Raw genomic sequence first — 22,403 nt, 5'->3', positions numbered from 1 at the left:
CCGGTCAGCGCTCGTCGAGCGCGGTGTCCGGGCGCGCGTAGGTGCGGCCCTTCCAGGCCGCGCCGCGCCCCCTGTAGTGCTGCACCGCGGAATCGACCGTCATGAGGAGGTACAGGAACGCGGTCACCGGCAGCGACGTCGCGAGCCACAAGGGCTGCCGGTAGTAACGCAGCATCGGCAGATACGTCGCCGTCATCAGCAGCCACGCGAGCCCTCCGGCCGCCGCGATCCCCGCACGCCCCGCGACGAGACCCGTGAAGAGGGCGACCGGCGGCACCAGGTACACCACGGCGAGGCCGAGGACCGTACCGAGGAGCAGCAGCGGGTTGTGCCGCAGCTGGGCGTACGCGCTGCGCGAGACCATGCGCCACAGGTCGTGCAGCCGGGGATAAGGACGCACGCTGTCGACCCGCTCGGCCAGCCCCAGCCAGATGTGCCCTCCGCTCCCCTTGACCGCCCTCGCGAGCGCCACGTCGTCGATCACGGCGTGCCGGATGGCGTCCGGAATCCGCGCCCGTTCCGTGGCGTCCGCGCGCAGCAGCACGCAGCCGCCCGCCGCGGCCGCCGTCCGTGAGCCCTTCACCGCGATCCACCGGAAGGGATAGAGCTGTGCGAAGAAGTAGACGAAGGCGGGGACGACGAGCCTCTCCCACACGCTCTCCACCCGCAGCCGGGCCATCTGCGAGACCAGGTCGAAGCCGCCTGTGCGCGCCGCGGCGACCAGCGTCCGCAGGCTGTCCGGAGCGTGCGCGATGTCCGCGTCCGTCAGGAGCAGGTATTCGGGGCCACGCGCGCGTGCCAGGCCGATGCCGTGGCGTACGGCCCAGAGCTTGCCGGTCCAGCCCGCGGGCGGCTCTCCGGGCGAGCCGACGGTGAGCGGCAGTCCGCCGTGGGTGCGGGCCAGCTCACGGGCCAGTTCCCCGGTGCCGTCCGAGCTGCCGTCGTCGACGAGGAAGACCTCGGCCCGCCCCGGATAGTCCTGGGCGAGCAGCGACGGCAGGCTCTCGGGCAACACGGCGGCCTCGTCCCGAGCCGGTACGACGACACCGACGGACGGCCAGTCGTCGGGTTCCCGACGCGGCGGCAGCCGCAGATCCGTACGCCAGAAGAAGCCCTGGCCGAGCAGCAGCCACAGCCAGGCGGCCAGTGATCCCACGGCGGTCCACGCGACGGCACTCACCCGCCGCAGTCTGCCCCACCCCGGGGGTCCGTCGGGGCGGATCGTCTATGGTGACCGGGTGAAGATCGCGCTCATGGACTCCGGAATCGGACTGCTCGCCGCTGCCGCCGTAGTACGTCGACTGCGGCCCGACGCCGATCTCGTGCTCTCCTCGGACCCCGGCAGCATGCCCTGGGGGCCACGCACGCCCGAGGACGTCACCGCCCGCGCCCTCGCCGTCGCGGAGGCCGCCGCGCAGTACCGTCCCGACGCCCTGATCGTCGCCTGCAACACCGCCTCCGTGCGAGCCCTGCCGGCCCTGCGCGCCCGTCTGGAGCCGGAGGTGCCCGTCATCGGCACGGTCCCGGCGATCAAGCCGGCCGCGGCCGGTGGGGGACCCGTCGCGATCTGGGCCACGCCCGCCACCACCGGCAGTCCCTATCAGCGTGGACTCATCGGTGAGTTCGCCGACGGGGTGTCCGTGACCGAAGTGGCCTGCCCCGGGCTCGCCGACGCCGTGGAACACGGGGACCAGGAGGGCATCGACGCCGCGATCGCGGCGGCGGCCGAGCGCACCCCCGACGATGTAAGGGCCGTCGTCCTGGGCTGCACCCATTACGAGCTGGTCGCCGAACGCATCCGTGCCGCGGTGCAGCAGCCCGGCCTCCCGCCGCTCGCGCTGCACGGCTCCGCCGGGGCGGTCGCCGCGCAGGCACTGCGCAGGATCGGCGAGCTCCCGGACCCCGACGCCCCTGCCGAGGGCTCCCTCACCGTGCTCCTCAGCGGCAGCGAGGGCGGCCTGTCGGCGACCGCGCTGGCGTACGAGGAAGGCCGCCTCCTGCAGGCGGTCAGCCCCGCCCACTGATCCCGACGCCGGGCGGGGGCCTTCGTACGGCCGATCCCCGTCGCCGGGCGGGGGCCACCGTACGGCGACCGCCCGTCACCGGCCGAACGCCCTGCGTGGGCCGAGCGCCCACTCGGAGCAGTGACCGTCCGCGACCCGGTGCCCGCGGTGCGGATCCTGAGTAGTCTCGTAAACATGAGGGACCACTCCCGCGGCGAAAGCTCCTCGCACCCTGATGTCTGGACCGGGCGTGCGACCAATCGCATCCAGTGGCTGCCCGCCATAGGCGGGGCCGCCTGCATCGCGCTGGGCGTCGAACTGGCCGTCGACTCGACGTGGACGTCGGGCGTCGCGGCGCTGGCCATGTCCGTCGTCGGGTGCATCGCGGCGGGACTGCTCATCATGTTCGGCACGCTCGCGTTCGTGCATGTCGCCGTGAGGGTCGACAAGGACTGCCTCGAAGTGCGCTGCGGACACATCGGTCTGCCCCGCCGCCGTATCCCGCTCTCGAGCGTCGTCGGCGCCGACTTCGCGCCCCGGGTCACCCCACGGCAGTGGGGCGGCTGGGGCTACCGCTGGCGTCCCGGCAAGGGCACCGCGGTCATCGTCCGGCGCGGCGAGGGTGTGGTGCTCCAGCTCGGCGACGGCCACACGTTCACCATCACGGTGGACAACGCGGAGTCCATGGTCCGGATCATCCGCGACCGGGTGCGGCCGGCCACGCCCGGCGCGGTCATCTGACCGCCACGGGGTTCACGGCTCCAGCCGGTTCCCCAGGGGTTCGTTTCCCGCGTTCAGGACGCTCTCCAGGTCCTCGTCGACCAAGGGGTGTGCCGTCGCGAGCCCCGCGAGCAGCCCCGCACCCGCCGTCACCGTGGTGAAACTCAGCGCGTTGCCCAGCGAGGCGATCACGGCCAGCGCGGTGAGGGCCGCGCCCGCCGTCAGAGCGATCGTCGTGGCCCGCGGTGAACGCCAGAGTGAGTAGAGGATCCAGCAGAACACCGCGGCGAGCAGCGCGACGCCGAGCAGACCCTGCTCGGCCGCCTGCTGCCACGGGGCCGAGTGGGGCTTGCCGTCGGGCAGCAGCGACTGCGTGACCGTCGGGCTGAGCTCCCCGTACCGTCCGGGCCCCACCCCCAGGGCGGGATGGTGGCCGGCCAGGCGGAGCGCGTCGCGCCAGAGCAGGACCCGGTGCTCGGTGAGCTGCCCCTCCAGGGAAGCGGTCAGACCGTCCGGAAGCACGTTCTCCGCGATCGCCCAGGTGGCCCCCGCCACCAGCGCCGCGGCGAACGCGAGGCCTCCGAGTCCCAGAGCGCGTCGGCGCATACGGTCGGCGGCGAGCGAGCACAGCAGCACTCCGGCACCCGCGGCGCATCCCGTGGTCGAGCCGAGCGCCGCCGCGGTCACCACGATCCCTACGGCGAGCAGACGCAGCGCGAGCCGCTGCGCCGGCCGGCGCGCCGCCCAGGCCGCGCAGCACGCCGCTCCGGTGGACAGGGCGAGCAGCGCGGCCGTGGCACCGCCGTGCCCGAGCGGCGCCGTGAGCTGCGGGCCCGGGGTGGTGTGCGCGGCGGTGAGCGCGAGGCCCAGTCCGGCGAGGGCCCCCGCGCACGGCGCCGCGACCGGCAGGAGAGCGCCGAGGATCCGGCCCGAGGCATAACCGGCGGCCACGGCCAGCACGGCCAGGAGCACGCCCTCGGGCCGCCCGTCGTGTGCGGTCGCCGTGATCAGGGACCACACCGCGCAGGCCCCGAGCACGATCACGCCCGCGGCATCCGAAACGTTTCGTCTCTCGCCTTCGGCCGCCGAACCGGCCGCGGTCCTCGTCCCCGTGGATCCCACCCGTCGCCCCCCGACCTGTGCCGGGCCCCGACCGTCACGGCCGCATACGGCCGCACGTCAGAGGCTCGGGCACACCGTAACGGCTGATGCGCCGGTTTGTGGATGAGTTGCGCAGGAACGGTGCATCAGGCGGGCTTACGGCGGCCTGCCGGGCGCACGAACCACCCCGGGGCGCCGGGACGTTCATGGTGCGGACCGTGCTGTCGGCGCCCAGGTCACGCGCCGTACACTCCCCGGGTGACCGCCACCGCAACCTCCGTAGACGAGCCGGATCAGCTCGAACCCCAGGCCGCGCCCGCATCACGCGGGGCCAGACTGGCGCGACGGTACGCCCCGGCCGCCGCCGCGGCGCTCTCCGGAGTGCTGCTCTACCTCAGTTTCCCGCCGCGCACCGTCTCGTGGCTGGCCCTGCCGGCCTTCGCGGTCCTCGGGTGGCTCCTGCGCGGTCGCTCCTGGAAGGCGGGCCTCGGCCTCGGCTATCTGTTCGGCCTCGGCTTCCTGCTGCCGCTGCTCGTGTGGACCGGTGTCGAGGTCGGCCCCGGCCCGTGGCTGGCGCTCGCCGCAGTCGAGGCGGTGTACGTGGCGCTCGTCGGCGCGGGCATCACCCTCGTGTCCCGGCTGCCCGGCTGGCCGCTGTGGGCGGCGGCGATCTGGATCGCGGGCGAGGCGGCACGCGCGCGTGCGCCGTTCGGCGGCTTCCCCTGGGGCAAGATCGCCTTCGGCCAGGCGGACGGCGTCTTCCTTCCGCTGGCCGCGGTGGGCGGCACTCCGGTACTCGGCTTCGCGGTCGTACTCTGCGGCTTCGGGTTGTACGAGGTCGTACGCCAGGTCGTCGAGGGCCGGCGCACCGGTGTCGTGCGCCGTGGGGCCGCCGCCGCGGCGCTGCTCAGCGTGGCCGTCCCCGTCGTGGGGGCGCTCGCCGCGCGGTCGCTGGTGAGTGACAAGGCCGAGAACGGCACGGCGACCGTCGCCGTCATCCAGGGCAATGTGCCGCGCGCGGGGCTCGACTTCAACTCCCAGCGGCGCGCCGTGCTCGACTACCACGCACGGGAGACCGAGCGGCTGGCCGCCGAGGTCAAGGCGGGCAAGGTCGCCCGGCCCGACTTCGTGCTGTGGCCGGAGAACTCCTCCGATGTCGACCCCTTCACCAACGCCGACGCCCGCCTCGTGATCGACAACGCCGCGAAGGCCATCGGCGCGCCCATCTCGGTCGGCGGTGTCGTCGAGCGCGACGGCAAGCTCTACAACGAGCAGATCCTGTGGGACCCGGTCAAGGGCCCCCTCGACACGTACGACAAGCGACAGGTCCAGCCCTTCGGCGAGTACCTTCCGCTGCGCTCGCTGCTCGGCGCGATCAACAAGAACTGGACGTCGATGGTCCGCCAGGACTTCAGCCGGGGCCACGAGCCGGGCGTGTTCACCATGGACGGCTCCGAGGTCGGACTCGTCACCTGCTACGAGGCGGCCTTCGACTGGGCCGTGCGCAGCACCGTCACCGACGGCGCGCAGCTGATCTCGGTGCCGAGCAACAATGCGACCTTCGACCGCAGCGAGATGACCTACCAGCAGCTGGCCATGTCCCGCGTCCGCGCCGTCGAGCACAGTCGTACCGTCACGGTGCCGGTGACCAGTGGCGTCAGCGCCGTGATCATGCCGGACGGGAGGATCACCCAGCGGACCGGGATGTTCGTGGCGGACTCGCTGGTCCAGAAGGTGCCGCTGCGCTCCTCACGGACCCCCGCCACGCGGCTCGGCATCCTGCCGGAGATGCTGCTGGTCCTGGTCGCGGCGGGCGGCCTCGGCTGGGCGGGCACGAGGGTGGTCCGCGGGCGCCGGGACGGCGTCGTTCGGGGCGATCTTGCCTGACCGCTGCCGGGTCACGGAATCCGCCCGTTAGGGTCGGGCCATGGCTACCCCTGACTTCATCCGCACCATCCGGGCCTCCGCGGGCCACCAGCTGCTCTGGCTTCCCGGAGTCACTGCCGTCGTCTTCGACGACGAGGGCAGAGTGCTGCTGGGCCGGCGCAGCGACACCCGGAAGTGGTCGATCATCGGCGGCATGCCGGACCCGGGTGAGCAGCCCGCGGAGTGCGCCGTGCGGGAGGTCCTCGAGGAGACCAACGTGCGCTGTGTCGTCGAGCGCGTGGTGCTGGTCCAGGCACTGGAGCCGGTCACCTACGAGAACGGCGACACCTGCCAGTTCATGGACACCACGTTCCGGTGCCGGGCCGTCGGCGGCGAGGCGCGGGTCAACGACGACGAGTCGCTGGACGTCGGCTGGTTCGCGATCGACGCCCTGCCCGAGCTCAACGAGTTCGGGATGCTCCGGATCAAGCAGGCCCTGTCGGACGGGCCCACGTGGTTCGCCCCCACCACCTGAGGACGGACACCGTCGCCCGCGGTCTTCTTGCCCGGCGCAATGCTCGGAAGGATGATGGAAGGAGGGTCGCAGAGCCCCCAACAGGCCCGTACTCACCAAAGAACGAGGTGGGGACATGAACTGTTACGACTGCCTCGGGACCCCCGGTCCCGCGGTCGCCGTATGCATCCGCTGCGGCGCGGCGCTCTGCCGCACGCATGTGCACGAAAGCCACCCACCGACCCAGGACATCAGCGGAACCGGCCGGGCCATCCACGAGAAACCGGCCCGCCACATCACCTGCGGATCCTGCCGCGCGGCGGAGACGAGCTGAGTCGGCGGGCGTCCTTCGTCAGTCGCGCCCGGTGCCCCGGTAGAGGTCCAGCTCACCCTCCAGCTCCACGGCGAGCACGGTGGCGTACTCGTCGAGGTCGGCCGCGGAGGGTGCGTCGATCCAGGTCACGCCCGGGACGGCGTCGAGGCCGCCGGTGACGTGGTGGCCCAGTTCGGTGCCGGTGCCCAGGACCGTGACCCGCTTGACCTCGTTGCGCAGCCCGCGCAGCGAGACGTTGTCACGGGGGGCGTCGAAGCAGATCAGGTACAGCGTGCGCCGGTCGGCGGACAGGGTGCTGGGACCGTAGTGGTGACCGGCGGGCAGCCCGGCGACCGTCCCGTACACCGCGTCCGTGTGCCGCCCGATCCACGCGCCGAGCCCTTCCAGGCGTTCGATCTGCTCCTCGGGGATGGTCCCGTCCTCGCGGGGTCCGGCGCCGAGCAGCAGATTGCCGCCCATGCCGATCGTCTCCGTGAAGTAGCGCACCAGCTGGCGCACCGACTTGAAGTCGCGGTCCTGCGGCCGGTAGCTCCACGAGTCGTTGATCGTCAGGCACAGCTCCCACGGGCCGTCCGGGGCCTGGAGCGGGGTGCCCTGCTCAGGAGTGGCGTAGTCGCCGTGGCTGAGCATCCGCGCGTTGAGGACGGCGTCGGGGTTGCCCGCGAGGATCAGCTCGGCGAGCTCGCCCATCCGCCACTGCTCCTCGGTGCGCTCCCACTCGCCGTCGAACCAGAGCAGGTCGGGGCGGAAGCGGTCCATCAGCTCGCCGACCTGGCCGTCGCGGTAGGCGAGGTAGCGCTCCCAGGCCGCCGGGTCCTCCTTGCCGGGCTCGGCGTGCGAGTAGGGGCTCGGCGTCTCGCCCGGCCTGACGTGCCGGATGCTCGGGTAGTCGGGGTGGTTCCAGTCGGAGTGCGAGTAGTAGAGCCCGACCTTCAGGCCCCGCTCGCGCAGCGCGTCGACGAAACCGGTGACCAGGTCGCGGCCGGCCGGGGTGTCCCGGACGACGTCGAGATTGCGGTGGTCGGCGTCCCAGAGGGCGACGCCGTCGTGGTGCTTGGTGGTGAGGACCGCGTACCGGGCGCCGATGCGGGCGAACAGCTCGGCCCAGGCGTCCGGATCGTACTTCGACGCGGTGAAGCCTTCGAGCTGTTTCATGTACTGCTCGTGGGTCATCTCGCCCGTGTAGAACGACCAGGACTCGGCCGCTCCGCCCACGGCGTAGACGCCGTAGTGGATGAAGACGCCCAGCTTGGCGTCGGGAAACCAGGGTTGCATCGGCATGCGCCCACGGTAGGCGGCGGGGCCCGTGGGGCGCGTGGGCGCCGGTCACCATTACTGGTTCGTTTTCACCCTGGTCATCGCCTTGAGGCACCGGCCGACGGGTGGGAAGGGCGCTCCCTTCGCGCCCCCGGGCGGGCGGGCAAGCGCTTCAACCGGTGTGCGGATCTGCGTACTTGGCGTTATCCGGTGGTACACCGTGGCGGATCTGCGTGTTCAATCACTGGTATTGCCACACGTACGGACAGTCCCACCCGTCAGGAGGCCCCGTGATCGCCGCTCCCGAACCGGAACTCACCGAACGCGAAGTGATCGAGCGAGCCGTGGCGATGCGGCCCGCGCTGCTCGAACGGCAGCCGGAGACCGAGCGGCTGACGATCTACCCCAAGGACACCCACGAGGACTTCCTGCGGGCCGGTTTCTACCGGATGCTGCAACCGCGCAGGTACGGCGGTTACGCCTTCGGCCTGCCGACCTTCTACCGTGTCGTGACCGAGGTCGCGCGCGGCTGCCCCTCCACCGGCTGGGCCCTGTCGCTCACCGCCGCCCATGTCCTCCAGGTCGCCTCGGTCTTCGAGGAGAGGACGCAGGACGAACTCTTCGGCGACGAGGGCGACTTCCGGGCCGCCTCCACCGCGATCCCCGTCGGCGTGGCCCGGCCCGACGGCGACGCTCACGTGGTGCTCGACGGCACCTGGTCCTATTCCTCCGGCTCCCCGTACTCCACCCACTACGTCGGTCAGACCCTGCGCGCCCCCGAGAAGCCGGAGGACCCGCCGGGACCGCTCGTGCTGTTCGTGGCGCCGCGCTCCGCCTGGACCCTGCTCGACGACTGGCAGGGTGTCCTCGGCCTGCGCGGCAGCGGCTCCCACAGCATCCGCTTCGACCAGGCGCGCATCCCCGCGCACTTCACCCGGGAGGCGAGCCTGCTCGATCTGCCCGTGGAGGGCGGCTCCCTCGGCTCGAAGCTGCACGGCCACCCCATGTACGCGGGGCGCGCGGCGAGCTTCTTCCACGGTGAGCTGGCCGCCCTCATGATCGGCACCGCGTACGCGGCCGCCGACGAGTACGCCCGGATCATCGCCGAACGGCCGCTCGTCCTGGACCCCGGCCGCACCCGCGCCGACCTCCACGACTACCAGCGTCACCTGGGGGAGGCGCTGGCGGCGATCCGTACGGCGGACGCGGCGCTGCGGGCCACCGCCGACGACTGGATGGAGGCCTGCTGCGACAACGTCTCGGGCCGCGCTCCCTTCACCACCGCCGTCGACAACCGGCTCGCGCTCGTCTTCGTCACCGCCGGGCGCCTGGCCTGGGACGCGTTGCAGAGCGTTCTCTTCCGTACGGCGGGCTCCCGGCACGCCCGCGACGGCGCGCGGATGCAGCGCTACTTCCGGGACGCCGCCACGATCTGGTCGCACCTCGGTCCCACGATGGCCGAACCGCTGGCCCGCCGTGTCGGCCGCGACCGCCTCGGACTGCCGTCGGACGACATCCCGCTGATCTCCTGAGCACCGGCCGACGTGTGGAATGCCCCGGCCACGAGTGGGTACGCGCGACAGGAGCCGCGCCCGGGGCGAGTCCCGGCCCGGGCGGACCGTCCGCCACTACCTGGGATCTGCCATGAACACACCCTTGAACAACCACCACTACCTGCCGACGGCCACGACACCGGCCCAGGAGGCCCTGAACGCACTCGCCACGAACACCGAGGACGCGGCGGCGCTGGACACCCTGGCCGGCAGCGAGGTGCTGGTCCCCGTGCCGGACGACGCGAGCGACGAGGACGCGCGCGATCCCGGTGCCGTGGCGCTGCCCGTGCTGGAGCAGCCGGGCGGGGAGCAGGTGGTGCCGGTGTTCACCTCGGAGCCGGCGATGGCCGAACTGCTGCCGTTCGTCTCCCGCTACCGGTTGGTTCCGCTGGGCGCGCTCGCCTCCCAGTGGCCGACCGGTGACCTGTCGCTCACCATCGACCCGAGTTCGCCGAACGGCCTGACGCTCACCTCGGAGGGCGTTCGCAGCCTGTTGGTCCGCCCGCGGGCCTGACCGTCGTCGGGCCCTACAGGCACTTGCCCGGATTGAGGATGCCCCGCGGGTCGAACGCCTCCTTGAGCCGGCGCTGCAACGCGTGTGTCGTGGGCCCCAGTTCGTCCGCCACCCACTGCCGCTTGAGCACGCCCACACCGTGCTCACCGGTCAGTGTGCCGCCCAGCCGCAGGGCCAGCGCGAAGATCTCACCCGCCGCCTCCCAGGCCGCGTCGGGCAGGCCGGGCAGCGCCGGGTCCACGACGATGATCGGGTGGAGGTTCCCGTCCGCCGCGTGCGCGAGGGTGCAGACGGGCACGTCATGGCGTACGGAGACGGCACGGATCTCCCGCACCGCCTCCGCCAGCCGGGAGCGGGGCACCGCGATGTCCTCGATCAGCGGACGGCCGAGGCGCTCCAGCGCGGGCAGCGCGAGAGGGCGGGCGGCGAGCAGCGCTTCCGCCTCCGCCGGATCCGCCGTCGTCTCGACCGTCGTGGCCAGCGGTGCGAGCAGCCGGGAGACGGCCTCCGCCTCGATCGCCGCGCCCGCGCCGTCGCACTGCACCAGCAGCAGGGCCGCGCCGCGCTCGCGCAGCGCCGGGTCGACGGCGCCCAGCACCGGCCCGTCCACCAGCTCCGCGAGCGCCGGTTCGACCCCGGCCCGCGTGAGGGCGTACGACGCCTCGGCCGCCGCCTCGAAGGAGGCGAAGTACGCGGCGAGGGGCCGGCTGCCGGGTCCGCTTCCGCATCGACCGCTCGGCCCGCCTCGTCGAGGCCGTGGAGCGCGGCAGCGTCGACGTCGCGGTGTACGTCACCGAGGCCGCCGCCACCGAGGGCACTCCCGTCGGCGGGCTGCCGCTCACCTGGCACACCACACCCGGCTGGGCACCACCCGCCGCGCCCGCGCCGATTCCTCTGGTGGCCATCGAGGACCCGTGCGCGATCCGCCGCCGGGCCATCGCCACCCTCGCCGCGCACGGCGTCGCGGCCACCGTCGTCGGCGACGCCGGCTATCTGGCGGGCGTCCTCGACATCGCCCGCACCGGCCAGGGCGTGGCCCTGCTCGCCGCCGTCGGACCCGCCCCCGACGGCCTCACCCCCTACGACCGGCTGCCCCCCGTCACCCCCATCCCCATGAGTGCGCTGGCCCGCCCCGGCGCCGACCCGGCGACCGTCACGGCCGCCTTCGAGGCCGTACGGGACCTGCTGCGCTGAAGACGCCGGCGCCGGGCGTGAGAATGACCGCATGAAATGGATCTCGGGCGTGGCCGGAGGCCTGCTCCTGCTGCTGGTGTTCGCCAGCATCCTGCGCACCCTCGTCGTGCCCCGTGGGCTGTACTCCGCGATGGTGATCCGCTGGTGGCGCTCCCTGCGCTTCCTGCTGCGTCTCGCCGCCCCCGACGGCAGCTACCGCGCCATCGACCGCGCACAGACCTGGCTCGCCCCGCTCATGCTGATGGGCACGCTCGTGAGCTGGCTGGGCGGCGCCCTGGTCGGCTTCGGACTGCTGCTGCACGCCATCTCCTCACTGACCTGGACCCAGTCGGTCCGGGAGGCGGGCTCCAGCCTGTTCACGCTCGGCTTCGCCAGCGGCGACCGCCTGCACCTGTCCGCGGTGGACTTCATCGCCGCCGTCACCGGACCGGTCGTGATCGCCCTCCAGATCGCCTACCTGCCCACCCTGTACGCCGCCTACAACCGCCGCGAACTGGAGGTGACCCTGCTCCAGTCGCGCGCGGGCGAACCCGCCTGGGGACCGGAGATCCTCGCCCGGCAGTGGCTGGTCGACACCGAGACCGCGCTGCCCGAGCTGTACCGCTCATGGGAACGGCTCGCCTCCGACATCGGCGAGAGCCACTCCACGTACCCCGTCCTGCTTGCGTTCCGCTCGCCGCGGCCCCACCGCAGCTGGATCGTCGGCCTCGTCGCCGTCATGGACGCGGCCGCCATGCAACTCGCCCTCACCCCGAGCAGCGCCCCGCCCGAAGCCCGCCTGATGCTGCGCGCCGGATTCAGCGCACTGCGCGACATCGCCCGCTCCCTGCGTTTCCCGTACGACCCCGACCCCGCCCCCGAGACCCCGATCCAGCTCACCTACCTGGAGTTCGACGCGGCCGTCGCGATGGTGGAGGCGGCCGGCTTCCCCGCGGAGCGGACGGCCGCACAGGCATGGCCGCACTTCCACGGCTGGCGGGTCAACTACGAGACGATCGCCTACGAGTTGTGCCGCCGCGGCGACGCGGTCCCCGCGCTGTGGACCGGGCCGCGGGACTTCCCCTCGACACCGATCCCGCCCGCGCGCCCCGCGGACCGGCGCCCCGGCGAAGACCGTCCGGAACTGCCCCCGGCCGCCGGGTAGTTCGGGCCGCCGCGTGGGGAAGATCCCCCGGGTACGGTTCGTGCGGAGGGATGGGGGTCCCCGTGAAAGTAGTCCTGCTGGGTACGGCCGCCGGTGGCGGTTTCCCGCAGTGGAACTGCGCCTGCGCGCTCTGCGGGGCCGCCCGCGACGGAAAGATCCCCGCGCGGACCCAGGAGTCCGTCGCCCTCAGCGGCAACTCCCGCGACTGGTGGCTGCTCAACGCCTCACCCGACATCCGTACGCAGCTGATCACCACCCCCGCGCTCGCACCCGGACCGGGGCCACGGGACACACCGGTGCGGGGCGTGCTCCTGACCGACGCCGAGGCCGACCACGTCGCCGGGCTGACCGTGCTGCGCGGCGGCGCCGGGCTCAAGGTCTACGCCGCACCGCCCGTCCTCGCCACGCTGGCCCCGCTGCGCGGCCTGCTGGACCGCTACGCCCCCTGGGAGTGGGCGGACAGCCTGACCGAGGGCGGGTTCGTGCTCTCCGGCGGGCTGGTCGTCACCGCGCACCCGGTCGGTCCCAAGGCGCCGAAGTACGTCGCCGGACCCGACCCGGACGAGCGCTGGGTGACCGCGTACCGGATCGAGGACCTGGCGGGCGGCGGAGTGCTCCTGTACGCGCCCTGTCTGGGCGCCTGGACCCCGGTGCTGGACGACCTGCTCGCCTCGGCGGACTGCGCGCTGCTCGACGGCACGTTCTACGCGGCCGACGAGATGGGCACGGTCGTGCGCTCGCGGGGCGGGCGGCAGGCCGCGATGGGGCATCTTCCGGTGGCGGGCGCGCGCGGCAGTCTCGCGGCGCTCACCCACCATCCCGGTCCCCGACGGATCTACACCCACCTCAACAACACGAACCCACTGCTCGACCCGGACTCGGACGCCCGTGCGCGGGTGAGCGCGGCGGGGGTCGAAGTGCTGCCGGACGGGGCGGAGTTCGTGGTGTAGAGGCTAAGAGCTCCGAACCTAAGCGTTCAGCATGCGGGTCAGTACGGCGCGTTGCAGGGGGCGCACCTCGGTGTGCAGGTCGCGTCCCTTGCGGGTGAGCGCGACCCACACGCCGCGCCGGTCCTCCTGGCAGACGGTGCGTTCCACCAGGCCGTCCTTCTCCAGCCGCCCGATCAGGCGGGACAGGGCGCTCTGGCTCAGATGGACACGATCGGCGATGTTCTGCACCCGGCAGTGCTCGCCCTCGTGCGCGAGCTCGCTCGAGACGAGGACGTCCAGCACCTCGAAGTCGCTGGCCCCGAGACCGTGCGGGTGCAGCGCGCGGTCGATCTCGCACATCGTGTGCGCGTGCACCGACAGGATCTCCCGCCACCGGTCCTCGAGCGGGGCCTCGCTCGCCGTGTTCACTGCCATATGTGCACGGTAACAGAGGTCCGGGATTTTATTGAGTGTGCAACTAGTGCGGTTGCAACAACCCGGCGGGGCTACTCGCCGGAGGTGTCCTGGAGGAGCCCGACGAGGTTTCCGTCCGCGTCCTTGACCGAGGCGATCAGCCTGCCGCCGCCCACGTCCTGGACGTCCTGGAGCGGCTCGGCGCCGGCCTCCAGCAGGCCCGCCAGGGTGGCCCGGATGTCGTCGACATGCCAGTACGGAACCGGTCCGGTCATCCCCTTGGCGTGTCCGTTGGGGTCGAGGCCGACGTCCTGCCCGGCGTCCTTGAATCCGACGTAGTACGCGGCGTCCGCGTACGGCTCCGTTCCGAGCAACGCGCTGAACAGGGCCTTCGCCCGTGCGAGGTCCTTGACGGGGTAGATGATGGTCTGCAGCCCTGCGGTCATGGTGACTCCTCCGTGGTGTGTTGCGGTGCTTTCACGGTAGGGCGGGGGAGGGCCGGGAGGCTTCTCGAATCCTGACCGGTCCCACCCCCTCGGAGTCGAGGACGCGGCTCAGGGCCTGTCCGGCGGATCATGCCGCAGACGCGGGGCTTGGCACGCCCTCCCCCAGAGGGGGTACCCCCAGCGGCGTTGTCGTCGGTTGCCGACGCTCCGCGTCGACGCCCTCCTCCGCCTTGCAGCTGCACGCACCAAGCCCCGCTCACCAGCGTCGATGAGGCGCCGCCTGTTTCCTGCGACTTGATCCGCCGGACAGGCCCTAGGTCGAGTCGCGTCGTACCAGTTCCGTCGGCAGGATCACCGCCGCCGGCTCCTCGCCCCCTATCTGCGCCAGCAGGACGCGGACCATCTCGGTGCTGATGCGGTCGTACGGCTGCCGGATGGTGGTGAGGGCGGGGGTCGCCGAGATCGCGGCGGTGGAGTCGTCGAAGCCGCCGACCGAGACGTCCTCCGGGACCCGGCGGCCCGCCTTGTGCAGAGCGGTCAGTGCGCCTTGTGCCATCAGGTCGGAGGCGACGAAGACGGCGTCCATGTCCGGGGCACGCTCAAGGAGCTGTTCGGCGCCCGCCTCACCACTGGCCCGGCTGTAGTCGCCGGAGGCGATCAGCCGGTCGTCGGCCTCGATGCCCGCCTCGGCGAGCACCTCCCGGTAGCCCGCGAGCCGCTCGACACCGCCCGGGGTGTCGAGCGGACCCGTGACCATGCCGATGCGGCGACGGCCCAGGGAGACCAGGTGCTTGACCATGTCCCGGGCGCCGTCGCGGTCGTCCGCGGCGACGTAGCTCACCTTGGAGCCCATGCCGATGGGCTTGCCGCAGGCGACCAGCGGGACGCCCGCCTCGCGCAGCTGCTCGGCGACCGGATCGCCGGAGTGGCTGGAGACCAGCAGGACTCCGTCGACATGGCCCGCGGTGATGTACCGCGTGATGCGCCGCCGCTCGTCCTCGGTGCCGGCGAGCATGAGCAGGAGGGGGATGTCGTGCGCGGCGAGCGCTTGTGTGCAGCCGCGCAGCAGGACGTTGAAGTTCGGGTCCTCGAAGAACCGCTCCTGCGGTTCGGTGAGCAGGAAGCCGATGGAGTCGGAGCGGCCGGTGATCAGCGACCGGGCGTGCCGGTTCACGACGTAGCCCGTTCTGCGGATGGCGGCGTTGACCGCCTCCTGTGCCGCGGGGCTCACGTAGTGCCCGCCGTTGAGTACCCGGGACACCGTGCCCCGGGACACGCCCGCCTCCCGCGCGACGTCATGGATCGTCGGCGGTCTGCGCCGGCCCCCCGCGTTGGTCATGGTCACGACTTTACGGCTCCCGAGAGCAGATCGAGGCTCCAGAAGCGCTGGATGACCAGGAAGAGGGCGATGAGCGGAATGATCGCGAGCAGCGCGCCGGTGATCACCAGCGTGTACAGCGCCGGGGTGTTGGAGCCCTGTTCGAGGAGCGTGAACAGACCCAGCGTGATCGGGAACTTCTCGTCGTCGCTGAGCATGATGTACGGCAGCAGGAAGTTGTTCCACACGGCGACGAACTGGAAGAGGAACACCGTCACCAGTCCGGGCACCATCATCGGCAGCGCGATCCGGGTGAAGATCCGCCACTCGCCGGCCCCGTCCATCCGCCCGGCCTCGACCACGTCACCGGGCACGGCCGCGGAGGCGTAGATCCGGGCGAGGTAGACGCCGTACGGGGAGAGGGCGAGGGGCAGGAGGACGGACGCGTAGGAGTCCGTGAGGTCGGCCTTCGCCAACAGGAGGTACTGCGGGATCGCCAGGATCACCGGCGGCATGAGCACGCCCGCCATCAGGACGCTGAAGACGGTCTCGCGGCCCCGGAAGCGGTAGATCGCGAGCGCGTAGCCGCTGAGCGCCGAGACGGCCGTCGACAGGAGGGCGCCGAGGCCCGCGTAGAGGGCGGAGTTGCCCATCCACTTCCAGTAGATGCCGTCGCGGTAGGCGTTGAGGTCCTTGACGTTCTGCGTGAAGCCGGAGCCCGGCAGGAACGTGAAGGTCGAGAACAGCTCACGGCCCGACTTGGTGGCCGCGATCACCACCCAGGCGACGGGCAGCAGACAGTAGAGCGCGCCGAGCAGCAGCGTGAGGGTGGGGACCAGGGCGATCCGGCGGCGCAGGGGCGGCCCCTGGGCGGTGCCGGGGGTGGTACCCGCGGCCGGTGCTGCCTTGCGTACGGCAAGAGAACTCATCGTGCTTCCTCCTGCTTGTTACGGGAGTTCGCGGCCCGCAGGAAGCCGAAGGACAGGACGAGGGTGACGACGGCGATGAGCGCCGCCTCCGCGGCGGCCGAGTAGATGTCGCCCTTGCCGAAGGCGTCCTGGTACACCTTCATCAGCGGACTCCAGGTCGTGGAGACGGAGTTGGTGAGGGGTTTGAGGGTGGTCGGCTCGCTGAACACCTGGAGCGTCGCGATGATCGAGAAGAAGAAAGTGAGCACCAGCGAGGGCGCCACCATCGGGATCTTGATCCTCAGCGCGATCTGCAGGGGCGTGGCGCCGTCCAGCTTCGCCGCCTCGTACACCTCGGCCGGAATGGCCCGCAGCGAGGTGTAGATGACGATCATGTTGAAGCCGGTGCCGCCCCAGACCGCGATGTTGGACAGGGCGAGGTACAGCGGGCCGCCGTCCAGCAGGTTCGGCTGCGGCATCCCCAGCTTGTCGAGGACGAAGTAGAACGGGCTGACGTCGGGGAGGTACAGGAAGCCCCACAGCAGCGCGGCGACGACGCCGGGAATGGCGTACGGCAGGAAGATCGCGAGCCGGGTGAAGGGGGTCAGGCGCACCTTGTCCGTGTCCAGCATCAGCGCGAACAGCAGCGCGAGGCCGAGCATCACCGGGATCACGATGGCGCCGTAGCCCACCACGCGCACCGCGCCGCTCAGCAGCTCGGAGTCGGAGAGGGCGTCCTTGTAGTTCTCCAGCCCCGCCCAGACTTCCTTGCGGGCGCCGGAACCCAGGCCCAGGCCCTTGACCTGCGCCTTGTGCAGGCTCAGCCAGAGGGCGTAGCCGATGGGCAGCGCGAAGAAGAGGGCGAAGAGGAGCGTCGCGGGGAGGAGGAAAGCGTACGGGGCCCCCTTGACCCCGTACGACTTCCGACGTGCCGTCGTCACTGAGCGACCCCGAAGCCCTGCTTCTTGAGGTCGGCGACCGTGTCGTCCTGCATCTTCTTCAGGGCGGCGGCGAAGTCCGACTTGTCCTTGGCGGCGGCGCCGAACGCGTCCTTGAAGGTCGTGTAGGCGACGTTCACGTTCGGGCCCCAGGCGGAGGGCGCGGTGGTCTTGGCGATCTCCGCGGCCTTCGTGTAGAAGTCCGGCTGGTTGGAGAAGAACGCCGGCGGCTGGGAGAAGGCGTCACTGGTCTGCGCGGTGGTGGCGGCCGGGTAGATGCCACCCTCCTTCGCCAGCGCGGCCACCGCCTGCGGGTCCGTGTTCAGCCAGGTGGCGAACTTCGCGGCGGCCGCCTTGTGCTGCGAGTCCGTGGTGACGGCCGTCGAGGAGCCGCCCCAGCTGCCGGTGACGTCCGTGCTGTTGTCCCACTGCGGCAGCGGGGCCATCGCCCACTTGCCCTTGGTGTCGGGGGCCGCGGTGGTGAGGGTGCCGGGCGCCCAGACCGCGCTGACCCAGGCGATCTGCTTGCCGGTGTTCAGCGCCTTGTTCCAGGACGGCGTGTACATCGGCTGGTTGTCGATCGCGCCCTCCTTGACGAGACCGCCCCAGAAGTCGGCGACCTTCTCCGAGGCCGCGTCGTCGATGCCGACCTTCCACTTCTCGCCCGAGGCGGTCCACCACTTGGCGCCCGCCTGCTGGGCGAGACCGGCGAAGAGGCCGGAGTCGTTGGCGGAGAAGGTGGTCAGGTCCTTGTCCGGGGCCTTCTTCTTCAGCGCGCGGGCGGTCTCGGCGAACTGCTCCCAGGTCGTGGGAACCGTCAGGCCGTACTTCTTGAAGAGGTCCTGGCGGTAGTAGAACATCATCGGGCCGATGTCCTGCGGGATCGCGTACACGGCGTCCGAGCCCAGGGTCGTCTGCTGCCAGACACCGTCGGCGAACTTGCTCTTCGCGTCCTGCGACTCGCTCGCTATGTCGGCGAGCGCGTCATTGCTGACCAGGGTCGGCAGTGCCTGGTACTCGGCCTGGACCAGGTCCGGGGCCTTCTTCGCCTTGTGCGCGGTGAGGATCTTGGTGACCAGCGTGTCGCCCGACGCCTGCTTCTTCACCGTGACCGTGATCTTCTGCTGCTTGCCCGGCCCCTTGTTCCAGAGGTCGACCACCTTGTCCATGCCCGGAGTCCAGGACCAGTACGTCAGGGACGCCGGACCCGACTCGGACGAGCTCTTGTCGTCCGACGAGCCGCAGGCGGCGAGTGCGGTGCCGCCGAGCGTGACGGCGATGGAGGTGGCCACGAGGCGACGCAGCTTCGTGTTTGGCATGGATCTTTCTCCCCTGACCTGGGCCCCCGCCTGCTGCGGCGACCGTGCCATGCTTCTGTGAGCGTTCACAGTAGAGAAACATCCTGGACACTTGTCAATGGTTGTTGCTGTGCGGTTATGTTGGGCTCGCGCCGCTGATCGAGTGTGTGCACGTTCCCAAATGATCGATTAAACGGGAGAAGATCCATGCCGGAGACCACACCCAAGGGCCTCACCGGGCTCGCCTTCGGTGGGGACTACAACCCCGAGCAGTGGCCGGAAAGCGTCTGGCACGAGGACGTCCGGCTGATGCGCGAGGCGGGGGTCACGATGGTGAGCGTCGGGATCTTCTCCTGGGCGCTGCTCGAACCCGCTCGGGGGACTCACGACTTCGGCTGGCTGGACCGACTGCTGGTCCTGCTGCACGAGAACGGCATCCGCGTCGACCTCGGCACCCCGACCGTCGCGCCCCCCGCCTGGTTCTACCGCGAGCACCCCGAGGCACTGCCGGTGACCGCCGACGGCACCCGCTACGAGTTCGGCTCGCGCGGCGCCATCTGCCACAGCAACAGCGACTACCGCGCCGCCGCGGCGAGCATCACCACCGCCCTCGCCACCCGGTACGCCGACCACCCCGCGCTCGCCCTGTGGCACGTCCACAACGAGTACGGCGTCCCCGTCTCGGCCTGCTACTGCGCGTCCTGCGCCGCCCACTTCCGCCGCTGGCTGGCCCGCGCGTACGGGACCGTCGACGCGGTCAACGAGGCATGGGGCACCGCCTTCTGGGGCCAGCGCTACGCGGACTTCGAGCAGATCAACCCGCCGCGCGTCACCCCCACGGTCGGCAACCCGGCCCAGGCCCTGGACTACAAGCGCTTCGCCGACGAGACCATGCGGGAGAACTTCGTCGCCGAGCGGGACATCCTGCACCGCCTCGCCCCCGGCATCCCGGTCACCACGAACTTCATGACCGCCCTCAGCCAGTGCGACTCCGTCGACTACTGGGCCTGGGGCCGCGAGGTCGACCTCGTCACCAACGACCACTACCTGATCACCGACGGCCGCCGCACCCACGTCAACCTCGCGATGGCCGCCGACCTCACCCGCTCCGTCGCGGGCGGCGCCCCCTGGCTGCTGCTCGAACACTCCACCTCGGGCGTCAACTGGCAGCCCCGCAACCCCGCGAAGGCCCCGGGCCAGATGGCCCGCAACTCCCTCGCGCACGTGGCGCGCGGCTCCGAGGGCGCCATGTTCTTCCAGTGGCGGCAGTCCCGGCGCGGCGCCGAGAAGTTCCACTCGGCGATGCTGCCGCACGCCGGCACCGACTCCAGGGTCTGGCGCGAGGTCGTCGAACTCGGCGCGTCCATCGACTCGCTGACCTCGGTCAAGGGCAGCCGCACCGTCGCCGACGCGGCCGTGCTGTGGGACTGGCACTCCTGGTGGGCGCAGACCCTCGACTGGCGCCCCAGCGAGGACCACGACCCGCGCGAGCGTGCCGACGCGTTCTACGAGGCGCTCTACGACCGTCACCTCACGGTCGACTTCGCCCACCCGGAAGCCGACTTGTCGGCCTATCCCCTTGTCGTCGTCCCCGCGCTCTATCTGATGACCGAGGCCGCCGGGAACAACCTCCGGGAGTACGTCGAGAACGGCGGCACCCTCGTCGTCTCGTACTTCTCCGGCATCGTCGACGAGCACGACGCCGTGCACGAGGGCGCCTACCCCGGCGCGCTGCGGGACGTGCTCGGCCTCACCGTCGAGGAGTTCTCACCGCTCCTGAAGGACGACCAGGTCCGGATCACCGGCCCCGACGGCTCCGAGCTGACCGGCGACGTGTGGACCGAGTTCGTGGTGCCGCGCGGCGCCGAGACCGTGTGGACGTACGCCGACGGGCTCACCGCGGGCCGCCCGGCCGTCACCCGCCACCGCCTCGGCGAGGGCTCCGCCTGGTACGTCTCCACCCGCCTCGGCGCCCAGGGCCTGGACGCCCTGATCGGCTGGGCGTCCGACGACGCGCGGATCGCGCCGCGCGCCGACCTGCCCCGCGATGTCGAAGTGGTGCGTCGCAGCGGTGAGTCGGGCACCTTCCTGTTCGTGATCAACCACACCTCGTCGGACGCCAAGGTGCCGCTGGACGCGGCCGGCACCGAGCTGCTGACGGGCGAACGCGCCGCGGGCCGCCTCGCGGTACCCGCCGGAGCCGTCCGGGTCGTACGACTCGACGGCTGAGCCGGCGGGCGTCCGGGGCCCAGGATCCGGCGGCCGAGCCGAACTCCCCTCCGCCCGTGAGTGCCACGAGAGCCGCGGGCGGAGGGGCCGCCCCCCCCAGAGCCACTGCGGGGGCGCCCCCATCCCCATCACGTCGAAGGGACGACGGACGAAGATGTTCCATCCCAGACGCACACTCAGGGCCCTGCTGCTGCCGCTCGCGGCCGAGCTCGCCCTCACCGCCCTGCCCGCGCAGACGGCACAGGCGGCGAGCACCCTCACCAACGCCGGATTCGAGGCGGACGGCGCCGGAACGGCCACGCCCAGCGGCTGGTCGGAGTACGGCGACACCGGCGCCTCCTATGTGGAGGCCGGGGGCCACAGCGGAAGCTACCGCCTCACGCAGTACTCCTCCGCCGCCTACAAGGTGGAGACGCACCAGTACCTCTCCGGGCTGACCAACGGCAACTACCGGCTCACCGCCTGGGTGCGTTCGGGAGGCGGCCAGAACTCCGCCTACCTCGCGCTGAAGAACTGCGGCGGCACCGAGCAGCGCACCGACCTGCCGGTCTCCAGCAGCGGATGGATACACCTCGTCGTCCCCGTCGCGGTGACCAACAGCCAGTGCACGATCAGCGTCAACTCCGATGCCAACGCGGGCAACTGGATCAACGTCGACGACCTGACGTTCACCTCGGGCAGCGCCACCGGGCTGTCCGTCAAGGGCTCCGACATCTCCTCCCTCGCCAAGAGCGAGGCGCTCGGCGGCGTCTACAAGACCAGCTCCGGCACCACCGGTGACGCGCTCGCCATCCTCAAGTCCTCCGGCATGAACTACGCGCGCCTGAAGGTCTGGGTGAACCCCGCCGACGGCTACAACAACAAGACGCGCGTCCTGGCGATGGCCAAGCGCATCAAGGCGCAGGGCATGAAGCTCCTGGTCGACTTCCACTACTCGGACACCTGGGCCGACCCAGGCGCCCAGACCAAGCCGGCCGCCTGGGCAGGCCACTCCTACAGCCAGCTCAAGACGGACGTCTACAACCACACCTACGACGTCCTCAACGCGCTGAAGGCGCAGGGCACCACCGCCGACATGGTCCAGGTCGGCAACGAGATCAACGGCGGCATGCTGTGGTCCGAGGGCTCCACCGACAACTGGTCGCAGCTCGCCGGGCTCCTCAACTCCGGCTACGACGCCGTCAAGGCCGTCAGCTCGTCGACGACCGTCGCGCTGCACCTCGCCAAGGGCGGCGACCTGTCCGGCACCCGCTGGTGGTTCGACAACGCGGTCTCGGGCGGCGTGAAGTTCGACGCCATCGGCCTGTCCTACTACGGCTACTGGCACGGCCCGCTCTCCGACTTCCAGACGACCCTGGACGACGCGGCCGCGCGCTACGGCAAGCCGGTGTTCCTGGCCGAGACGGCCTACCCCTTCCGTCTCGACAGCGACGACTCGCTCGTCAACCAGATCGACACGACCGGTGAGCTGGTCTCCGGCTACCCGGCCACCACAGCCGGACAGTCCGCGTGGCTACGGGACGTGATGAACGTCGTGGAGGCCGTCCCGAACGGCCGCGGCCTCGGTGTCTTCTACTGGGAGGCCACCTGGACCGCCGTCACGGGCAACGGCTGGGACCCGACCGACGCCACGTCCGGCAACGGCTGGGAGAACCAGGCGCTGTTCGGCTTCGACGACAAGGCGCTGCCCGCCATGTCGCAGTTCAGCCACCGCTGATCAGCC

21 protein-coding genes and 1 pseudogene are annotated in these 22,403 nt (G+C 71.5%); 12 read left to right on the top strand and 10 right to left on the bottom strand.

The genetic code is table 11. The features are described from left to right. Window positions 1-4 precede the first annotated feature (4 nt). Window positions 5-1,180 carry a glycosyltransferase gene (locus OG568_RS07200; protein WP_329530780.1) on the bottom strand — a complete coding sequence of 392 codons (1,176 nt, stop codon included), beginning with the start codon at window positions 1,178-1,180 and terminating at the stop codon, window positions 5-7. 58 nt (window positions 1,181-1,238) lie between these two features. Here OG568_RS07200 and OG568_RS07195 point away from each other — a divergent pair, with 58 nt between their 5' ends. After that, complete coding sequence (locus OG568_RS07195; RefSeq protein ID WP_329530779.1) at window positions 1,239-2,024, top strand: glutamate racemase; 786 nt, start codon at window positions 1,239-1,241, stop codon at window positions 2,022-2,024. A 174-nt stretch (window positions 2,025-2,198) separates the two neighbouring features. Further along, on the top strand, window positions 2,199-2,744 hold the full coding sequence (locus OG568_RS07190; RefSeq protein WP_329530778.1) for a hypothetical protein: 546 nt from the start codon (window positions 2,199-2,201) through the stop codon (window positions 2,742-2,744). A gap of 12 nt (window positions 2,745-2,756) precedes the next feature. On the opposite strand, the gene OG568_RS07185 is transcribed toward OG568_RS07190, so the two are convergent. Next, entirely contained in the window at window positions 2,757-3,767 is a 1,011-nt protein-coding gene (locus OG568_RS07185; RefSeq protein WP_329530777.1) for an O-antigen ligase family protein, read from the bottom strand. Between the two features lie 315 nt (window positions 3,768-4,082). On the opposite strand from OG568_RS07185, the gene lnt reads away from it, so the two are divergent. The 3 genes from lnt (at window position 4,083) to OG568_RS07170 (ending at window position 6,538) form a co-directional block, all read left to right on the top strand. Continuing rightward, the gene (lnt, locus tag OG568_RS07180) at window positions 4,083-5,711 is read left to right on the top strand and encodes an apolipoprotein N-acyltransferase (RefSeq protein WP_329530776.1); all 1,629 of its coding nucleotides are present in this window, start codon (window positions 4,083-4,085) and stop codon (window positions 5,709-5,711) included. Window positions 5,712-5,751: 40 nt separating this feature from the next. Then, on the top strand, window positions 5,752-6,225 hold the full coding sequence (locus OG568_RS07175; RefSeq protein WP_329530775.1) for an NUDIX hydrolase: 474 nt from the start codon (window positions 5,752-5,754) through the stop codon (window positions 6,223-6,225). A gap of 115 nt (window positions 6,226-6,340) precedes the next feature. Continuing rightward, complete coding sequence (locus OG568_RS07170) at window positions 6,341-6,538, top strand: DUF2180 family protein (RefSeq protein ID WP_266632592.1); 198 nt, start codon at window positions 6,341-6,343, stop codon at window positions 6,536-6,538. Window positions 6,539-6,556: 18 nt separating this feature from the next. Here OG568_RS07170 and OG568_RS07165 read toward each other — a convergent pair whose 3' ends face one another. After that, complete coding sequence (locus OG568_RS07165; RefSeq protein ID WP_329530774.1) at window positions 6,557-7,819, bottom strand: alpha-L-fucosidase; 1,263 nt, start codon at window positions 7,817-7,819, stop codon at window positions 6,557-6,559. A 266-nt stretch (window positions 7,820-8,085) separates the two neighbouring features. On the opposite strand from OG568_RS07165, the gene OG568_RS07160 reads away from it, so the two are divergent. After that, the gene (locus OG568_RS07160; RefSeq protein ID WP_329530773.1) at window positions 8,086-9,327 is read left to right on the top strand and encodes an acyl-CoA dehydrogenase family protein; all 1,242 of its coding nucleotides are present in this window, start codon (window positions 8,086-8,088) and stop codon (window positions 9,325-9,327) included. A 112-nt stretch (window positions 9,328-9,439) separates the two neighbouring features. Continuing rightward, entirely contained in the window at window positions 9,440-9,862 is a 423-nt protein-coding gene (locus OG568_RS07155; RefSeq protein WP_266632598.1) for an SseB family protein, read from the top strand. Between the two features lie 13 nt (window positions 9,863-9,875). Here the strand turns inward: OG568_RS07155 and OG568_RS07150 are convergent. Beyond that, a pseudogene (locus tag OG568_RS07150) lies at window positions 9,876-10,499 on the bottom strand (FAD-binding oxidoreductase); the annotation flags it as partial. 89 nt (window positions 10,500-10,588) lie between these two features. On the opposite strand from OG568_RS07150, the gene OG568_RS07145 reads away from it, so the two are divergent. The 3 genes from OG568_RS07145 (at window position 10,589) to pqqB (ending at window position 13,150) form a co-directional block, all read left to right on the top strand. Further along, window positions 10,589-11,056: a LysR substrate-binding domain-containing protein gene (locus OG568_RS07145; RefSeq protein ID WP_329536287.1), complete on the top strand. Its 468-nt coding sequence runs from the start codon at window positions 10,589-10,591 to the stop codon at window positions 11,054-11,056. A 31-nt stretch (window positions 11,057-11,087) separates the two neighbouring features. Beyond that, window positions 11,088-12,200, top strand: coding sequence for a hypothetical protein (locus OG568_RS07140; RefSeq protein ID WP_329530772.1), 1,113 nt, complete (start codon window positions 11,088-11,090; stop codon window positions 12,198-12,200). A gap of 62 nt (window positions 12,201-12,262) precedes the next feature. Further along, window positions 12,263-13,150, top strand: a complete 888-nt coding sequence (gene pqqB / locus OG568_RS07135) for a pyrroloquinoline quinone biosynthesis protein PqqB (RefSeq protein WP_329530771.1) — start codon at window positions 12,263-12,265, stop codon at window positions 13,148-13,150. Between the two features lie 18 nt (window positions 13,151-13,168). Here the strand turns inward: pqqB and OG568_RS07130 are convergent, their stop codons facing one another. The 6 genes from OG568_RS07130 to OG568_RS07105 all read right to left on the bottom strand — a co-directional run bounded on the left by OG568_RS07130 (window position 13,169) and on the right by OG568_RS07105 (window position 18,472). Next, complete coding sequence (locus OG568_RS07130; RefSeq protein ID WP_329530770.1) at window positions 13,169-13,564, bottom strand: MarR family winged helix-turn-helix transcriptional regulator; 396 nt, start codon at window positions 13,562-13,564, stop codon at window positions 13,169-13,171. A gap of 71 nt (window positions 13,565-13,635) precedes the next feature. Next, complete coding sequence (locus OG568_RS07125) at window positions 13,636-13,989, bottom strand: VOC family protein (RefSeq protein WP_266588819.1); 354 nt, start codon at window positions 13,987-13,989, stop codon at window positions 13,636-13,638. Window positions 13,990-14,302: 313 nt separating this feature from the next. Further along, window positions 14,303-15,334 carry a LacI family DNA-binding transcriptional regulator gene (locus OG568_RS07120; RefSeq protein ID WP_266425988.1) on the bottom strand — a complete coding sequence of 344 codons (1,032 nt, stop codon included), beginning with the start codon at window positions 15,332-15,334 and terminating at the stop codon, window positions 14,303-14,305. After that, complete coding sequence (locus OG568_RS07115) at window positions 15,331-16,236, bottom strand: carbohydrate ABC transporter permease (protein WP_329530769.1); 906 nt, start codon at window positions 16,234-16,236, stop codon at window positions 15,331-15,333. The genes OG568_RS07120 and OG568_RS07115 overlap by 4 nt, the downstream gene beginning before the upstream one ends. Then, on the bottom strand, window positions 16,233-17,156 hold the full coding sequence (locus OG568_RS07110; RefSeq protein WP_329530768.1) for a carbohydrate ABC transporter permease: 924 nt from the start codon (window positions 17,154-17,156) through the stop codon (window positions 16,233-16,235). Before OG568_RS07110 ends, OG568_RS07115 begins: the two co-directional genes overlap by 4 nt. Next, entirely contained in the window at window positions 17,153-18,472 is a 1,320-nt protein-coding gene (locus tag OG568_RS07105; protein ID WP_329530767.1) for an extracellular solute-binding protein, read from the bottom strand. The genes OG568_RS07110 and OG568_RS07105 overlap by 4 nt, the downstream gene beginning before the upstream one ends. Window positions 18,473-18,658: 186 nt before the next feature. Between OG568_RS07105 and OG568_RS07100 the strand changes: the two genes are divergently transcribed. Together OG568_RS07100 and OG568_RS07095 are read left to right on the top strand one after the other, a co-directional pair. Continuing rightward, window positions 18,659-20,680 (top strand): beta-galactosidase, encoded by a 2,022-nt coding sequence (locus OG568_RS07100; RefSeq protein ID WP_329530766.1) that lies wholly within the window; start codon window positions 18,659-18,661, stop codon window positions 20,678-20,680. A 154-nt stretch (window positions 20,681-20,834) separates the two neighbouring features. Further along, the gene (locus tag OG568_RS07095) at window positions 20,835-22,397 is read left to right on the top strand and encodes a glycoside hydrolase family 53 protein (RefSeq protein WP_329530765.1); all 1,563 of its coding nucleotides are present in this window, start codon (window positions 20,835-20,837) and stop codon (window positions 22,395-22,397) included. Window positions 22,398-22,403: the final 6 nt, after the last annotated feature.

The sequence above is a fragment of the Streptomyces sp. NBC_01450 genome (assembly GCF_036227505.1).
Taxonomy (GTDB): Bacteria; Actinomycetota; Actinomycetes; order Streptomycetales; family Streptomycetaceae; genus Streptomyces.
Note: the sequence above shows the minus strand (reverse complement) of the source record. Positions and strands in the feature narration are given on the sequence as shown.

Excerpts from the sequence above, each read along its gene's own strand:
- OG568_RS07190 (WP_329530778.1), top strand. The coding sequence starts at position 2,199 with ATGAGGGACCACTCCCGCGGCGAAAGCTCCTCGCACCCTGATGTCTGG.
- OG568_RS07170 (WP_266632592.1), top strand. The coding sequence starts at position 6,341 with ATGAACTGTTACGACTGCCTCGGGACCCCCGGTCCCGCGGTCGCCGTA.
- OG568_RS07175 (WP_329530775.1), top strand. The coding sequence starts at position 5,752 with ATGGCTACCCCTGACTTCATCCGCACCATCCGGGCCTCCGCGGGCCAC.
- OG568_RS07140 (WP_329530772.1), top strand. The coding sequence starts at position 11,088 with ATGAAATGGATCTCGGGCGTGGCCGGAGGCCTGCTCCTGCTGCTGGTG.
- OG568_RS07105 (WP_329530767.1), bottom strand. The coding sequence starts at position 18,472 with ATGCCAAACACGAAGCTGCGTCGCCTCGTGGCCACCTCCATCGCCGTC.
- OG568_RS07125 (WP_266588819.1), bottom strand. The coding sequence starts at position 13,989 with ATGACCGCAGGGCTGCAGACCATCATCTACCCCGTCAAGGACCTCGCA.
- OG568_RS07165 (WP_329530774.1), bottom strand. The coding sequence starts at position 7,819 with ATGCCGATGCAACCCTGGTTTCCCGACGCCAAGCTGGGCGTCTTCATC.
- OG568_RS07095 (WP_329530765.1), top strand. The coding sequence starts at position 20,835 with ATGTTCCATCCCAGACGCACACTCAGGGCCCTGCTGCTGCCGCTCGCG.
- OG568_RS07100 (WP_329530766.1), top strand. The coding sequence starts at position 18,659 with ATGCCGGAGACCACACCCAAGGGCCTCACCGGGCTCGCCTTCGGTGGG.
- OG568_RS07130 (WP_329530770.1), bottom strand. The coding sequence starts at position 13,564 with ATGGCAGTGAACACGGCGAGCGAGGCCCCGCTCGAGGACCGGTGGCGG.
- OG568_RS07155 (WP_266632598.1), top strand. The coding sequence starts at position 9,440 with ATGAACACACCCTTGAACAACCACCACTACCTGCCGACGGCCACGACA.
- OG568_RS07115 (WP_329530769.1), bottom strand. The coding sequence starts at position 16,236 with ATGAGTTCTCTTGCCGTACGCAAGGCAGCACCGGCCGCGGGTACCACC.